Source organism: Rhizobium sp. LjRoot254 (assembly GCF_964254105.1).
Taxonomy (GTDB): domain Bacteria; phylum Pseudomonadota; class Alphaproteobacteria; order Rhizobiales; family Rhizobiaceae; genus Rhizobium_E.
The window spans coordinates 4,468,422-4,481,292 of the sequence record NZ_CAXUSM020000001.1 but is presented as its reverse complement, the minus strand read 5'-3'; the positions used below and the strand labels follow the sequence as shown (position 1 = coordinate 4,481,292).

Annotated in this window: 15 protein-coding genes; 2 read left to right on the top strand and 13 right to left on the bottom strand. The window is 60.9% G+C overall.

Annotation, left to right across the window (positions count from 1 at the left end; all coding sequences use genetic code 11):
* Window positions 1-4: 4 nt before the first annotated feature.
* The 6 genes from ACSQ26_RS22135 to ACSQ26_RS22110 form a co-directional block, all read right to left on the bottom strand.
* The gene (locus ACSQ26_RS22135) at window positions 5-1,282 is read right to left on the bottom strand and encodes an imelysin family protein (RefSeq protein ID WP_436012700.1); all 1,278 of its coding nucleotides are present in this window, start codon (window positions 1,280-1,282) and stop codon (window positions 5-7) included.
* A 104-nt stretch (window positions 1,283-1,386) separates the two neighbouring features.
* Complete coding sequence (locus ACSQ26_RS22130) at window positions 1,387-2,676, bottom strand: RsmB/NOP family class I SAM-dependent RNA methyltransferase (RefSeq protein WP_436012698.1); 1,290 nt, start codon at window positions 2,674-2,676, stop codon at window positions 1,387-1,389.
* Between the two features lie 77 nt (window positions 2,677-2,753).
* On the bottom strand, window positions 2,754-3,119 hold the full coding sequence (locus ACSQ26_RS22125; protein ID WP_436012696.1) for a septal ring lytic transglycosylase RlpA family protein: 366 nt from the start codon (window positions 3,117-3,119) through the stop codon (window positions 2,754-2,756).
* Window positions 3,120-3,444: 325 nt separating this feature from the next.
* On the bottom strand, window positions 3,445-4,317 hold the full coding sequence (locus tag ACSQ26_RS22120) for an SDR family oxidoreductase (protein ID WP_436012694.1): 873 nt from the start codon (window positions 4,315-4,317) through the stop codon (window positions 3,445-3,447).
* Window positions 4,317-5,450, bottom strand: a complete 1,134-nt coding sequence (gene queG, locus ACSQ26_RS22115; protein WP_436012692.1) for a tRNA epoxyqueuosine(34) reductase QueG — start codon at window positions 5,448-5,450, stop codon at window positions 4,317-4,319. Before queG ends, ACSQ26_RS22120 begins: the two co-directional genes overlap by 1 nt.
* Entirely contained in the window at window positions 5,431-6,123 is a 693-nt protein-coding gene (locus ACSQ26_RS22110; protein WP_436012690.1) for a glutathione S-transferase family protein, read from the bottom strand. The genes queG and ACSQ26_RS22110 overlap by 20 nt, the downstream gene beginning before the upstream one ends.
* A 149-nt stretch (window positions 6,124-6,272) precedes the next feature.
* Between ACSQ26_RS22110 and ACSQ26_RS22105 the strand changes: the two genes are divergently transcribed.
* The gene (locus ACSQ26_RS22105; protein ID WP_436012688.1) at window positions 6,273-7,076 is read left to right on the top strand and encodes an undecaprenyl-diphosphate phosphatase; all 804 of its coding nucleotides are present in this window, start codon (window positions 6,273-6,275) and stop codon (window positions 7,074-7,076) included.
* Between the two features lie 64 nt (window positions 7,077-7,140).
* On the opposite strand, the gene ACSQ26_RS22100 is transcribed toward ACSQ26_RS22105, so the two are convergent.
* The 5 genes from ACSQ26_RS22100 to ACSQ26_RS22080 form a co-directional block, all read right to left on the bottom strand.
* Complete coding sequence (locus tag ACSQ26_RS22100) at window positions 7,141-7,284, bottom strand: hypothetical protein (RefSeq protein WP_436012686.1); 144 nt, start codon at window positions 7,282-7,284, stop codon at window positions 7,141-7,143.
* Window positions 7,285-7,738: 454 nt separating this feature from the next.
* Entirely contained in the window at window positions 7,739-8,719 is a 981-nt protein-coding gene (locus tag ACSQ26_RS22095) for a complex I NDUFA9 subunit family protein (protein ID WP_436012684.1), read from the bottom strand.
* Between the two features lie 64 nt (window positions 8,720-8,783).
* On the bottom strand, window positions 8,784-9,071 hold the full coding sequence (locus tag ACSQ26_RS22090) for a DUF1330 domain-containing protein (protein WP_436012682.1): 288 nt from the start codon (window positions 9,069-9,071) through the stop codon (window positions 8,784-8,786).
* A 34-nt stretch (window positions 9,072-9,105) separates the two neighbouring features.
* Window positions 9,106-9,798, bottom strand: coding sequence for an orotidine-5'-phosphate decarboxylase (pyrF, locus tag ACSQ26_RS22085; protein ID WP_436012680.1), 693 nt, complete (start codon window positions 9,796-9,798; stop codon window positions 9,106-9,108).
* A gap of 94 nt (window positions 9,799-9,892) precedes the next feature.
* On the bottom strand, window positions 9,893-10,348 hold the full coding sequence (locus ACSQ26_RS22080) for a carboxymuconolactone decarboxylase family protein (protein ID WP_436012678.1): 456 nt from the start codon (window positions 10,346-10,348) through the stop codon (window positions 9,893-9,895).
* A gap of 122 nt (window positions 10,349-10,470) precedes the next feature.
* Between ACSQ26_RS22080 and ACSQ26_RS22075 the strand changes: the two genes are divergently transcribed.
* On the top strand, window positions 10,471-11,346 hold the full coding sequence (locus tag ACSQ26_RS22075) for a sigma-70 family RNA polymerase sigma factor (protein WP_436012676.1): 876 nt from the start codon (window positions 10,471-10,473) through the stop codon (window positions 11,344-11,346).
* A gap of 225 nt (window positions 11,347-11,571) precedes the next feature.
* Here the strand turns inward: ACSQ26_RS22075 and ACSQ26_RS22070 are convergent, their stop codons facing one another.
* Together ACSQ26_RS22070 and pmtA are read right to left on the bottom strand one after the other, a co-directional pair.
* Complete coding sequence (locus ACSQ26_RS22070; RefSeq protein ID WP_436012674.1) at window positions 11,572-12,168, bottom strand: histidine phosphatase family protein; 597 nt, start codon at window positions 12,166-12,168, stop codon at window positions 11,572-11,574.
* A gap of 8 nt (window positions 12,169-12,176) precedes the next feature.
* Window positions 12,177-12,770 carry a phospholipid N-methyltransferase PmtA gene (gene pmtA / locus ACSQ26_RS22065; protein WP_436012672.1) on the bottom strand — a complete coding sequence of 198 codons (594 nt, stop codon included), beginning with the start codon at window positions 12,768-12,770 and terminating at the stop codon, window positions 12,177-12,179.
* Between the last annotated feature and the right edge of the window lie 101 nt (window positions 12,771-12,871).

Sequence of the window (12,871 nt, the reverse complement as noted above, 5' to 3'; positions counted from 1 at the left end):
TGTCTTATTGGAACACGGCTTCAGGTTTATCGAGGCTGTCGGAACCTTCAAGTTCAATCTTGCCGAGGTTGAGCGCAGAAATGGCACGCTCGATGGACTTGGTCTGGTCGACGAGGCCGTCGATCGCGGCCTGCACCACGGCATTGCCGTCCTTGTTGCCGTCGCCGATCATCTGGTCATAGGCCTCGATCGTCTCGCCGCGCTTGGCCATGGCATGCATGGCGTCGAGCGTCTTGTTGAGCTTGCCGGTCAGTTCGGCATCGACTGCCGCATCCTTTTCCTTCACGAGTTCGGAGAGCGAGGGGCCCTCCATCGTCGTGCCGTCGACGCGGGTGTATTTGCCGGTATAGACGCCGTCGATGCCGATCGCATCGTTGAGATGCGAGTTGAAAGTGTTGTCGGCGAAGCAATCGTGCTCTTCCTCGGGATCGTGCAGCAGCAGGCCGAGCTTCATGCGCTCGCCGGCCAGTTCGCCGTAGGAGAGCGAACCCATGCCGGTCAGCATGGCCGAGAGGCCCTTGGTCGGATCGGTGGTCACGGCCTTTGCAGCATCGCCGTCCGGCGCCCACTGCTTGACCATGAATTCGAGGTCGGAGACCAGAAGCGTCGAGGCGGCCTTGAGGTAGGCCGCGCGGCGGTCGCAATTGCCGTTGGTGCAATTCTTGAGGTCGTAATCCGTGTAGGACCGGTTGCCGGCGCCCGGGCCGGTGCCATTGAGGTCCTGACCCCAGAGCAGGAATTCGATCGCGTGATAGCCAGTCGCGACGTTGGACTCGGTTTCGTTGGCTTCCTGCAGCGTGCCCGACAGCAGTTCCGGCGTGATCTTCGTCGCGTCGACTTCCTTGCCGCCGATCGAGAACTTCGGATTGGCGATGACGTTGAGCGTGTACTGCTCATTCTCGTCGCTCTCGGTGCCGTAGGACTTGTCGACATAGTCGATCAGGCCTTCGTCGAGCGGCCAGGCATTCACCTTGCCTTCCCAATCGTCGACGATGGCATTGCCGAAGCGGTAGGCTTCGGTCTGCTGGTAGGGAACGCGGGCCTTGATCCAGGCATCCTTGGCCGCCTTCTGGGTCTCTTCCGACGGCGCGGCAAGGAAGGCATCGATCGCGGCATCCAGTTCCTTGGCGGTGATCAGCGCATCCTCATACTTGGCATGGCCCAGTTCGGCATAATGCTTGACCACGGCGGCGGGATCGGTCGCGGCGCCGGCGGCGGTCGCGATCAGCGATGCGCCTGCCAGGAATGCAAATGCGGCCGATCGTATCAAGGTCCTGGACATGAATTCTCCCTCACCGTTCTGGAATGATGAGGGGTCTTCGCGCAAAAACATACCTGTGTCAAACAGTATAGTTTACAACGAATCCAAACTGCCGGGGCCTTGAATTAGGCATTCTTCCGCATCATCGCGAAGAAGAAGCCGTCGGTGTCGGTCAGCGCGGGAGACAGGGTCACGGTCATGCCGTCATGCGAGAGCGGTGCGACGCCGGTGGCGCCGAACAGTGTCTGCCAGCCCTCCAGCGCCGAAACCAATTCGAAACTGGGATCGCTGGCGATGAAATTCGCCACCTGCTTCTGGTTCTCGTCGGGAAGCACCGAGCAGGTGACATAGCAGAGCATTCCGCCGGGCCGCACGTAAGGCGCCGCGGACTCCAGCACCTGGCGCTGCTGGCCGATGCGCTCGTCGAGATTCTTCTGCGTCAGCCGCCATTTGGTATCGGGGCGGCGCCGCCATGTGCCGGTTCCTGTGCAGGGCGCATCGATCAGCACCCGGTCGCATTTGCCGACGAGATGGGCGAGATCCTTCTCGCGCTCATGGACCTGCACATTGCGGGTGCCAGCGCGGCGCAGCCGTTCGATGATCGGCGCAAGCCGCTTGCGGTCGGCGTCGAAAGCGTGGATCTGGCCCTTGTTGTGCATGATCGCCGAAAGCGCCAGCGTCTTGCCGCCGCCGCCCGCGCAATAGTCGAGAATCTGTTCGCTGTCTTTCGCCATGACGAGATCGGCGACGATCTGCGAGCCCTCGTCCTGCACCTCGAACCAGCCTTTGGCGAAGGAAAGCTCGGCTGTCACATTCGGCAGTCGCGACGGACCTTCGCCGGAGGGAATACGGATGCCTTCGCGGGCGATGGGGGAGGGGACCGCGTGGGCTTCTTCGAGCGCCGGCACGACCTTGTCGCGGGTGGCGCGCAGCGTATTGGCGCGCAGATCGAGCGACGGACGGAGCGCCAGCGCCTGGGCTTCTCTCAGCCAGTTGTCACCAAAGTTCTCCTCGAACAGCGGCACGACCCATTCGGGAATGTCGCCCTGGATATGGGCTGGCGCGTCGGAGAGATTGCGGGATTGGAATGCGGCGAGGCTGGCGGGATCGAGCGGCTCGGGCGCGAACTTGTCGCCGTCGAGTTCTGTAGCGAGTTTTTCGGGAGAGACGCCCCACTGGCGGAACATCACCGAATGGGCGATTGCCGAAGGGCTTGCGCTATCCATGAGCCAGGCATGGGAGAGCTTCATGCGCAGCGCGTCGTAGACGATATTGCCCACGGCCGCCCTGTCGCCGGAGCCCGCGAAACGCCGCGACAGGCCCCAGTCCTTGAGCGCGTCGGCCACCGGCCGGCGACGGGTTTCGATATCGTTGAGGACCTCTATGGCCCCCGCAAGGCGACCGCCCAAACGCATGCTTTTCTCCAATTGTGCTTTCGGGTCGTAACCGCGATTGCGGGGAAGAGCAAGCATTTGGGCGATGGTAGCCGGTCTTAACGGCTGACAGTCTCGTAACAGATCTTGGCATGGCCGGAGCTGATCATGCCGATCTGGCTGGCAGCCGCCTTGGAAAGGTCGAGTATGCGTCCCCTGATGAATGGACCGCGATCGTTGATACGCACGATGACGCTCTTGCCGTTACGGGGATTGGTGACTTTCAGCTTTGTGCCAAAACGCATGGAACGATGTGCCGCCGTAAGCCTTTTAGGGTTCATGCGCTCGCCGGATGCAGTCCGGGAATGAAGAGCGTACCAGGAAGCGCCGCCACAACCGTTTTTGGCAAATGCTGCGTCCGTGGAGAGTGCCGTCGTCGCGATGATTGTCGCGGCGAACGCCGCCGTGTGGATTATTTTTTTCAATTTAGAACTTTTCCCGTCCCGTTTCATGTGTGAAATCGGCTTTGACGGGTAAAAAATGGCAAAAAAGTGCCTCGATTGATCACGCAATATTAAAGAATGAAATATTTAATTGGTGATCACGGGTGAATCTGCGCAATGCCTAACGCAACCAGAAGTTATTTATACCTTGAAAACAGACATTAAGCAGCAACGTTTGCGGATGGCATTGTATTCGCGCAACACTCACAGAATTCGCGAAGAATCTCGCCGTTAAGCATATTTTAAGCGGTGGATTCCGTAAGATTTTTGCCGACGATCGATGGTGGATATGCTTTGAGGCCGATATTCAGAACGACCGCCAGGCATTTTCGTTCCACATCTGGGTCAGGGACTCGCGATAATCGGGATAAAGAAACTCGAAGCCCAGCGCCGTTGCCTTGGCATTCGACACCCGCTTGCTCTCGCCATAGAAGGAGCGCGCCATGGGGCTGAGTTCGGCGGTCTCGAAGGCGACGTCCGGCGGCACCGGCACGCCCATCAGCCGGGCGGCATATTCCACGACATCCTGCGCGGGCGCGGGCTCCTCGTCGGTGACATTATATATGCCGCCATAGTTCAGCGAGATCAGATACTGGGTGAAGCGGCCGATATCCTCGACCCGGATGCGGTTGAAGACCTGGCCTTCCTTGATCAGCCGCCGAGCGGTGCCGTTTTCCAGGTTGAGGAACTGATTGCGGCCGGGGCCGTAAATGCCAGAGAGCCGCAGGATAGCCACGGGCACGCCGATCTTTTCGCCCGCCTCCAGCCATTCCTTCTCCGCGATCACCCGCTCGCGCGAGCGCTCGGAGACCGGTTCGAGGTCGGCATCCTCATCCACCCAGCCGCCCTGGCGGTCGCCATAGACGCCGATGGTCGAGAGATAGCCGATCCATTGAAGATTTGGCGCAAGCGCCTTGAGATCGTCGAAGCGCTTCAGGAAGGCGTCGCCGTCCTCATCGGGAGAGATCGACTGCACGAGATGGGTGGCAGCGGCGAAGGCATCCGCCAGTTCGGGCGAGATCTCTGTACCGTCAAATACCAACGGCTTGGCGCCGGCGCGCTCGACCTCGGCGAATTTCGCCGCCGAGCGGGTCGTGCCGAAAACCTCGTCGAAGGATGGCCCACAGATCCGCGCAATCGACTTGCCGGAATAGCCCGCGCCCAGGATCAGGAGCTTCATCACACATTCTCCGCTTGCTGCAATTCCGCCAGCACATTTTCGTCGGTCTCTTCCGACAACAAATGACGCGAAGTTTCAAGCCCTCCGAGACGCGAGAGTGCCCACACCGCCATCGCCCGGACATCCGGCGAGGTGTCGCCCAGCAAGTGGCGACAGTGTTCGATCAATGCTGGATCACCGGAATTTCCGGCCGCAACGAGGCAATTGCGGATGAAGCGATTGCGCCCGATGCGCTTGACCGGCGAGCCGGAGAAAAAGGCTCGAAAGGCCGGATCGTCGAGCGCCAGCAGTTCGGCCAAGGGTGGAGCGGCAAGGTCAGCCCGCGCCTTGAGCTTCATCTCGTGTCCGGCGACCGCGAACTTGTTCCACGGACAGGCCGCCAGGCAATCGTCGCAGCCATAGATGCGGTTACCGATCAGCGGCCGGAATTCGGCCGCGATTTGCCCCTTGTGCTCTATCGTCAGGTAAGAAATGCAGCGCCGCGCGTCGATCTGGTAGGGCGCCGGGAACGCGTTCGTCGGACAGGCATCGAGACAGGCCCGACACGAGCCGCAATGGTCGACCTCCGGCGCATCGGGGGTCAGTTCGGCATCGGTGAATATACTGCCGAGGAACAGCCACGAGCCGAATTCCCGGCTCAGCAGATTGGTATGCTTGCCCTGCCAGCCCAATCCCGCCTTCGCGGCAAGCGGCTTCTCCATCACCGGCGCGGTATCGACGAATACCTTGATCTCCGCGCCGCTGCGAGCGGCGAAGCGTCCGCCGATTTCCTTCAGCTTGCCCTTGATCACATCATGGTAGTCGCGGTTGCGGGCATAGACGGAGATGTTGCCCACGTTTTTCCGCTGCAAATCTTCGCGCGGGTCGTGATCCGGTCCGTAGTTCATGCCCAGCATGATGACCGATTTCGCCTCCGGCCATAGCCCCTTCGGCGACGCGCGGCGCTCGCGGGTTTCCTCCAGCCAGGCCATGGTGCCGTGATGGCCGGCATCGACGAAGGCGGAGAGGTTCGCGCCCAGCGTCTCGTCGGTATCGGCAGTGGTGATCCGGCAGATATCGAAGCCGGTTTCGCGCGCCAGTGCCTTGGCGTAGTCCGAGAGTTTCTTCGGGTCTTTAGAAATCGAGGTCGGCATAGTGCGATACCGGCGTGACGCCGCGCACCCGGTCGTTGAGCAGCGGCCGGAAGCTCGGGCGCGATTTGAGCCTCTGGTACCATTCCTTGACCTGCGGCCACTCGTTCCAGTCGATCTCGCCGAGATAATCCAGCACCGAGATCGTCGCCGCACCGGCGAGATCGGCATAGGACAGCCGCTCGCCCGCAAGCCATGTGCGTGAGCCCGCAAGCCATGCGAGATAGCGCATGTGCTGGCGGATATTGTTGCGCGAGGTGCGCAGAATCTTCGAATCGGGCGCGCCACCGCCATGGTCGGGCGTCATCTGCAGCTTGTAGACACGCTCCCGCACCAGGGGCCGCGTCACGTCCTGCTCGGCCTTGAACAGGAACCACTCGGTCAAGCGGCGGATTTCCGCGCGCTGGAACGGGTCTTCGGCGAGCAATCTGCGGTCCCGCTTCAAAACGCCGCTGGTCTCGTCCATGAACTCGGAGATGATCGTCGCCCCACAGAGCGTCCGCATATTGTCGTCGAGATAGACCGGCAGCGTGCCGGCCGGATTCAACGCTATGAAATCCCTGCGCTTTTCCCACGGCTGTTCCTCGATCAGTTCCGCCTGGAAGCCGTATTCCGCGAAGATCAGGCGCACGAAGCGCGATGCGGTCGACATGGGATGGTGATAAAGAACAGGCATATTCGTCCCGGCTGGATTAGCGAATTTCATTCAATGGCGGCTGGTCAGCCGGACTGTCAAGGCTGTATAGGGGTTTTTAACCTTGCCAGCCCATCCCAACTTATCTCATCTAAAACCCTGCATCATTCTTAATTTTCCCTGAGGTCCCTATGAGTGAGCCGAATATTTTCAGCGCCCTGATCCTTGGTCTTATTGAAGGGCTCACCGAATTCATCCCGGTTTCGTCCACTGCGCATGTTCAACTGGCCAGCCATTTCCTGAAATTCGAATCGCCCAGCAACGCTTTCACCATCCTGGTACAACTCGGCGCGATCCTCGCTATCCTGCTCGTCTATTTCAAAAGACTGCTGGATGTGGCGTTGACGCTCAGATCGAGCGAGCGGTCACGATATTTCGTGCTGTCGATCCTCCTGGCGTTCCTGCCCGCCGTCGTGGTCGGGGTGTTTGCCGAAAGCTACATCAATGAGCTTCTCGAGAGACCCGCGATCATGTGCTACGTGCTGATCATCGGCGGCATCGTGCTCCTGGCGGTCGATCGCCTCCGCCTCCAGCCGCGCCATTTCGATGCCATGGCCTATCCGCTGCCCTTGGCGCTGAGAATCGGCATCTGCCAGTGCGTCGCGATGATACCCGGCACGTCCCGTTCCGGCGCGACGATCGTCGGCGCGCTGCTGATGGGAGCCGACAAACGTTCGGCGGCGGAGTTTTCGTTCTTCCTCGCCATGCCGACGATGGTCGGCGCCTTCGTCTACAAGCTTTACAAGGTTCGCAACGATTTGAGCGTCGATGACACGACGGCAATCGTCGTCGGCTTCCTCGCAGCTTTTGTGTCAGGCCTGTTCGTGGTACGCTCGCTGCTCGCCTTCGTTTCGCGCCGGGGCTACGCGCCTTTCGCCTATTGGCGGATCATCGTCGGGGCTCTGGGTCTGCTCGGCCTCTTTTATCTCGGTTGAGCCGGAAATCAGAGCAAGAAAAAGGGCCGCGAACGGCCCTTTTTCATTCAAACTCTGATTGGTCTTACTTGGCGGTGTTTTCCGCGCAGACACCGTAAGCCGGCGAGCACTTGGCCTGGTCAGCCGCGACTGTGCGCGGTGCGATGAACGAGCCGGCAAGAATGACAAGCGCCGCAGACGCAAAAAACAGTGCGATCGATTTGCCCATTTAGTTCCCCTGAAATGACTGAAAGCTACCCAATCTGCCTACTGATCCGGCAGTCTCTTGGCTCGGTTTCTAGTCAGCGAAATTTGCATTAGCAATAAAACATGCATGCTGAAGACGGCGTTAACGCCGCATTGCTTTTTTCATGCGTCTTTTCTGCAACTTCGGAACGAGCGTTACAGATTTCGAGTGGGAGAATGCGTTCGGAGCTAGCGCGTTCATCAAGCGTCGGCGTAGGGGGACGAGGGTTTCCCAGACGGCCGACAAACCCTCCGCCGTCATGCTCGGGCCTGTCCCGAGAATCCGGTACGTGCAAGAGTGACGCTACGTCAATGGCTTATGGCACGCACACCAGATCCTCGGCACAAGGCCGAGGATGACGTCGCGGGGGCCGGGCGATATCGTCGCCAGAAAATTCGCGTGTCGCTTCGAGCCCCACCAATGAGAAACAATCTGTTCAGGCCGCCTTGTCAGGCTGCGTAAACTGGCCCTCCGGCCGGTAGCGTATGAGATAGCTCGGCAGGATCGCATCGGCGAGCGTCGGCTTGATGCCGAGGCCTTCGAGCGTGCGGCCTTCTGCCTTCGCAGCATCGGAAACCACATTGTCGGTCTTGAGCAATGTCACCTGGTCGGCGGTGATCATCGGCGTCACGAACGGGATCAACGAATTGATCGAGCCCATTATCGAGGCGACGAAGAACGGCAGCGGCACCAGCGTCTTCTCGCGACAGGTGATGCGCAGGATGTCCTCGATGATCGCGCGAAAACTCTTCACCTCGGCGCCGCCGAGTTCATAGATCTTGCCGCCTTCGACCCTGCCGTCGACGGAACGCGCGACAGCCTCGGCAACATCGTCGACATAGACCGGCTGGAACTTGGTGTGGCCACCGCCAACCAGCGGCAGCGCTGGTGCGATGCGGGCCATATCGGCGAACTTGTTGTAGAAGCCGTCTTCTGGGCCGAACATGACGGATGGCCGGTAGATCACGGCATCCGGCAGCAGGGCCAGGATCGCCTTTTCGGCCTTCGCCTTGGTGCGGGCATAGGCCGAGGGCGAATCGATATCGGCGCCGATCGCAGAAATATGCGTGAGCTTGACACCCGCATTGCGACAGGCCTCCGCAATGGCACGCGCGCCGAAATCCTGAACCGCGTCGAAACCGTTGCGGCCGGCTTCATGCAGCACGCCAACGCAGTTGATCACATGATCGGAGCCGCGCACGGCGGCATCGACGGAATTGCGGTAGCGCAGATTGGCCTGCACAGCGACGATCTGGCCGATATTGCCGAGCGGCTGGAGATGAAATGCGAGATCCGGCCGGCGGACGGCCACGCGGATGCGGTAGCCGCGCTTGGCGAGCACCCGCACGATATGACGCCCAAGGAAACCCGACCCTCCGAATATGGTCACAAGTTTCGGCACGTTGGACAGCGTCATTTCCATCTCCTGAACAGCGGGAACTGCAAGTTTACTACCGCATTCGGCATGCGAATAGAAGCGGCTAAATCCCTTCGACGATCACCATTTCGGCGTCTGCGACCTCTTGCCGTATCGCCGCCGCGATCTGGTACTCGGGCGAGTGATAGCAATCATGCGCCGCCTCGAGCGAAGGAAACTCGATCACCACGTTGCGGGCCCGGACCTGGCCTTCCAGCCGCTCATAATTGCCGCCGCGGGCAAGGAACACAGCGCCATATTTCTCGAATGCAGGCTTGGCAGCGGTCACATAGTCCTTGTAGCGTTCGGAGTCGCGAACATCGACGCGGGCGATCCAATATCCCTTGGCCATGAATTCCTCCTGAGAACTATGATTTTGTCAAAATCTAAAGCGCCGTTTCCATTTCGGCAAGTATCGCGCGCGCTGCTTCGCGTGGGTCCGAAGCCTTGACGATCGGCCGACCCACCACGAGATGGCTCGAACCCGCCCGGATGGCTTCGGCTGGTGTCATCACCCGCTTCTGATCGCCGGGATCCGAACCCGTTGGACGGATGCCGGGGGTCACCACCGCCATATCGGCACCGACGATGCGGCGCACGGCATTCGCCTCCTCGGCCGAACAGACGATGCCGCCCATGCCGGCGCGGCGGGCCTGTTCGGCACGGCGCAGCACCAGCGTATGCGGATCGTACTCGTATCCCGCCTCGATCAGGTCGGTCTCGTCCATGGACGTCAGGACCGTCACGCCGAGCAGGCAAAGACCGGAGCCGCGCGCGGCCTCGACCGCCGCCCGCATCGCCTTGGGATAGGCATGCAGCGTCAGCATCGTCATGCCCATCTTGGCGATGTTCTCGACGCCCGACGCGACCGTGTTGTCGATATCGAGCAGTTTCATGTCGAGGAAGATTTTCTTGCCCTCGCGAGCAAGGTCGCGGGCGAACTCCAGGCCGCCGGCAAAGACCAGCTGGTAGCCGATCTTGTAGTAATCGACGCTATGGCCGAGCTTTTTGACGATCTGTTCGGCCTCACCGATATTCGGTACATCGAGCCCGACGATCAGATGGTCCCTGGCTGCCATAGTGCTTGCCCCTTGCCTTGGAATCGGTTGCGGAGCAGTCGCATGGTCGCCACTGCTCCGCAAGGCAAAAGAGCTCGAAATCACCGGAAAATGATCACTTCCAGGGTGCGCCCGCGACCATCTTCACGCTGGCATTGAGGCGGTTCCAGACATTGATCAGCGAGATCGACACGATCAGCGCCGCGAGTTCCTTCTCGGGATAGTGGCGGGTCGCGTCTTCCCAGATGTCGTCCGGCACCGGATCGGCCTTGTCGGCAAGCCGCGTCACCGATTCCGTGAGCGCCAGCGCGGCACGTTCGGCATCGGTGAAGTAAGGCGTGTCGCGCCACGCGGCAACGGAGAAGATGCGCTCGTCGCTCTCGCCCTTTTTCTTCAGTTCCGCCGCATGCATGTTGACGCAGACGCTGCAGCCGTTGATCTGGCTGGCACGCAACTCGACAAGCTTGCGGGTCACTTCAGGTACCAGTTCCTCGGTCGACTTGCTGAGCGCATAGAGCGCCTGCAGGGCTTGGGGGAGGATGAGGGCGGGGTTGTTCATTCTGGCTTGCATGATATTTCTCCTCGAAATCAAGGCGTTGCGTTCGACGACTTCCCCTGGGACATGATCTCTGTCACATCGGCGGGATCTCGTTCGTCATCCATCTGACGCAACGCGAACGGGGAATGTGACCGATGGACGAAGAAAAATTTCTCGCCGAGCAATTCAAGGCTAACCGCAGCCACCTCAAGAGCGTCGCCTATCGGATGCTGGGATCGATGAGCGAGGCCGAGGATGCGGTGCAGGAAACCTGGCTCCGGCTGTCTCGCGCCGAAGCGTCGGACATCCGCAACATGGGCGGCTGGCTGACGACAGTAATCTCGCGGGTCGCGCTTGATATGCTTCGTGCGCGAAAAAGCCGCCGCGAGGATCCATTGGGCCCCACCGTCGCCGAGCCCACCGTCAGCCAGACCGATCCCGGCGGTTTCGAGCATGAGGCGATGATGGCCGATTCGGTCGGCCTCGCCATGCTGGTCGTGCTGCAGCAACTGACGCCCGCCGAGCGCATCGCATTCGTGTTGCATGATATGTTCGACCTGCCCTTCGACGAGATCGCCCCGATCGTCGACCGAACGCCGGACGCCGCCCGCCAGCTCGCCAGCCGCGCGCGGCGCCGCGTGCAGGGCAAGCCGAGCCCCGATGAAGCCCAGTTGGCTGGCAATCGCTCCATCGTAGCGGCGTTTCTCACCGCCTCGCGCACCGGCGACCTCAGCGGCCTGCTTGCCGTTCTGGCGCCTGACGTGGTTCTGCGCGCCGATACGGCCGCAATGCAGCTCGGCGCGATGGCTCCGGAAATCCGTGGCGCGGAAAGCGTCGCCAGTCACTTCTCCGGCCGCGCCCGCAGCGCGCAGGTGGGCCTCATCGACGACGCAGTGGGCGTCATCGTCGCGCCGGAAGGCAACCTGCTGCTGGTGCTGGAAGTGGTCATCCGCGACGGCCGGATCGTGGAGATCAGTTCGGTGGCTGACAAGGACACGCTGGCGGGGATGGAGATGACCGTGCTGCAGTGAGTGAGTTTTGCGCTTCTGAAAATGAAGAAAGACCCCGCCCCAAACCCCTCCCCACAAGGGGGAGGGGCCTAGCGTGCCGCACCGTCTCGCCCCACTCGACGTCGAGCAAACAGCCTTGTCCTGGGAACATAACTACGCACGAAACGAGGGGCTGAGCGGATGCCACGAGTTGGCCCCTCCCCCTTGTGGGGAGGGGTGCGGGGCGGGGTCTTTCTTAAAGCCCAGCTAAGCGCTGCCCGGCCCCTGCCAAGTTTCCATCGCCACCCACCCTGTCAGCAATTGTCGATCGCTAAGCCGGAACGCATAGAGATTGCCACCACCGCCGCCCGTCTGGTCGTGGCTGCGCGTAATCGGCATGCGGCCGATGTGGCAGCGCAGCAGCGTGCCCACCCCGCCATGGCCGACGAAAGCAATCGGGACTGCGGGATCGTGATCGGTGAGCGCTGTCTCGACCATCGCGACGATGCGGGCCTGCGCCTCCACTGCCCGTTCCCAGCCGTGAAAGCTCTTGTCCGGATGCGCAAAGAACCAGTCGGCGGCCTTTTCGAATTCCGGTGGCGGGAGAAAGCCCGTCGCGGAGCGGTCGTTTTCGTGTCCACGTTCGTCAATTTCAATAGAGATGCCCGCCGCCCTGGCCAGAATCTCAGCCGTTTCGATGGCCTTGGTCTCGTCGCTCGAAACAATCCGGCCGAGTGTCTTCACCCACGGCATCGCGGCCGCCGCCATAGCGCGCTCACGGCCGACATCGCTCAGTCCCCACTTGGGAACCGGCACATCGGGATCGATCCTGACCTGCGGATGGGTGATGTAGAGGCCGAGCATCGGGGGAGCTAGTGCAGCTTCTTGTAATGCCAGATCTGCGCCGGCGGGATGTTGCGCATGATGAAGTCGAAATGCTTGATCGTGTAGCTATCCGGCCGCGCGACGACAGGCGAGACCGGGCCGTACGAGAACTGCACGACAGGTCGCCCGACGGGAACGAGCTTGAGCAAGTCCTCGATCAGCTTGACGCGCTGGTGCATGGGAAAATTGAGCAGTGGGATGCCCGAGATCACGCAATCGAACTTCTGGCCACGATAATCCTGCAGCGTCTCGGCGAGCGAGAAGGCATCGCCATTGACGAAATTGACGCCGGGATACTTGCCGCGCAGATGGCGCACGAAATCGCCGGAATATTCCACCGACACGATGTTCTCGGGCTTTACGCCCTTGTCGAGGATCGCCTTGGTGATCACGCCGGTACCCGGCCCGAGTTCGAGAACAGGCAGGCCGGAGCCGGTATCGATGATGCTCGCCATCCGGTTGGCCATCCGCGCCGAGGTCGGCATGATGGCGCCGACTGTCTTGGGTGTGGAGATGACGCCTTTGAGGAAACGGATCTCGTCGTCGAACTTTTCGGCGAAACGGCTTTTTATGCGCTGCATATTCCGGCTTTCCCCTTCTTCTCGTTGCGGCTACTCCAACAGCTAAAAAACGGTAAAAGCAAGGCTCTTATTCGCCGGATTGTGTAAAGTTTTATTGCGGT

What these genes read in the sequence shown, in the direction of transcription:
- pyrF (WP_436012680.1), bottom strand. Translation starts at nt 9,798, where the DNA reads ATGGCAGCCAGGGACCATCTGATCGTCGGGCTCGATGTACCGAATATC.
- ACSQ26_RS22130 (WP_436012698.1), bottom strand. Translation starts at nt 2,676, where the DNA reads ATGCGTTTGGGCGGTCGCCTTGCGGGGGCCATAGAGGTCCTCAACGAT.
- ACSQ26_RS22090 (WP_436012682.1), bottom strand. Translation starts at nt 9,071, where the DNA reads ATGGCCAAGGGATATTGGATCGCCCGCGTCGATGTTCGCGACTCCGAA.
- ACSQ26_RS22100 (WP_436012686.1), bottom strand. Translation starts at nt 7,284, where the DNA reads ATGGGCAAATCGATCGCACTGTTTTTTGCGTCTGCGGCGCTTGTCATT.
- ACSQ26_RS22120 (WP_436012694.1), bottom strand. Translation starts at nt 4,317, where the DNA reads ATGAAGCTCCTGATCCTGGGCGCGGGCTATTCCGGCAAGTCGATTGCG.
- pmtA (WP_436012672.1), bottom strand. Translation starts at nt 12,770, where the DNA reads ATGCAGCGCATAAAAAGCCGTTTCGCCGAAAAGTTCGACGACGAGATC.
- ACSQ26_RS22070 (WP_436012674.1), bottom strand. Translation starts at nt 12,168, where the DNA reads ATGCTCGGCCTCTACATCACCCATCCGCAGGTCAGGATCGATCCCGAT.
- ACSQ26_RS22080 (WP_436012678.1), bottom strand. Translation starts at nt 10,348, where the DNA reads ATGCAAGCCAGAATGAACAACCCCGCCCTCATCCTCCCCCAAGCCCTG.
- ACSQ26_RS22075 (WP_436012676.1), top strand. Translation starts at nt 10,471, where the DNA reads ATGGACGAAGAAAAATTTCTCGCCGAGCAATTCAAGGCTAACCGCAGC.
- ACSQ26_RS22135 (WP_436012700.1), bottom strand. Translation starts at nt 1,282, where the DNA reads ATGTCCAGGACCTTGATACGATCGGCCGCATTTGCATTCCTGGCAGGC.
- ACSQ26_RS22105 (WP_436012688.1), top strand. Translation starts at nt 6,273, where the DNA reads ATGAGTGAGCCGAATATTTTCAGCGCCCTGATCCTTGGTCTTATTGAA.
- queG (WP_436012692.1), bottom strand. Translation starts at nt 5,450, where the DNA reads ATGCCGACCTCGATTTCTAAAGACCCGAAGAAACTCTCGGACTACGCC.
- ACSQ26_RS22095 (WP_436012684.1), bottom strand. Translation starts at nt 8,719, where the DNA reads ATGACGCTGTCCAACGTGCCGAAACTTGTGACCATATTCGGAGGGTCG.
- ACSQ26_RS22110 (WP_436012690.1), bottom strand. Translation starts at nt 6,123, where the DNA reads ATGCCTGTTCTTTATCACCATCCCATGTCGACCGCATCGCGCTTCGTG.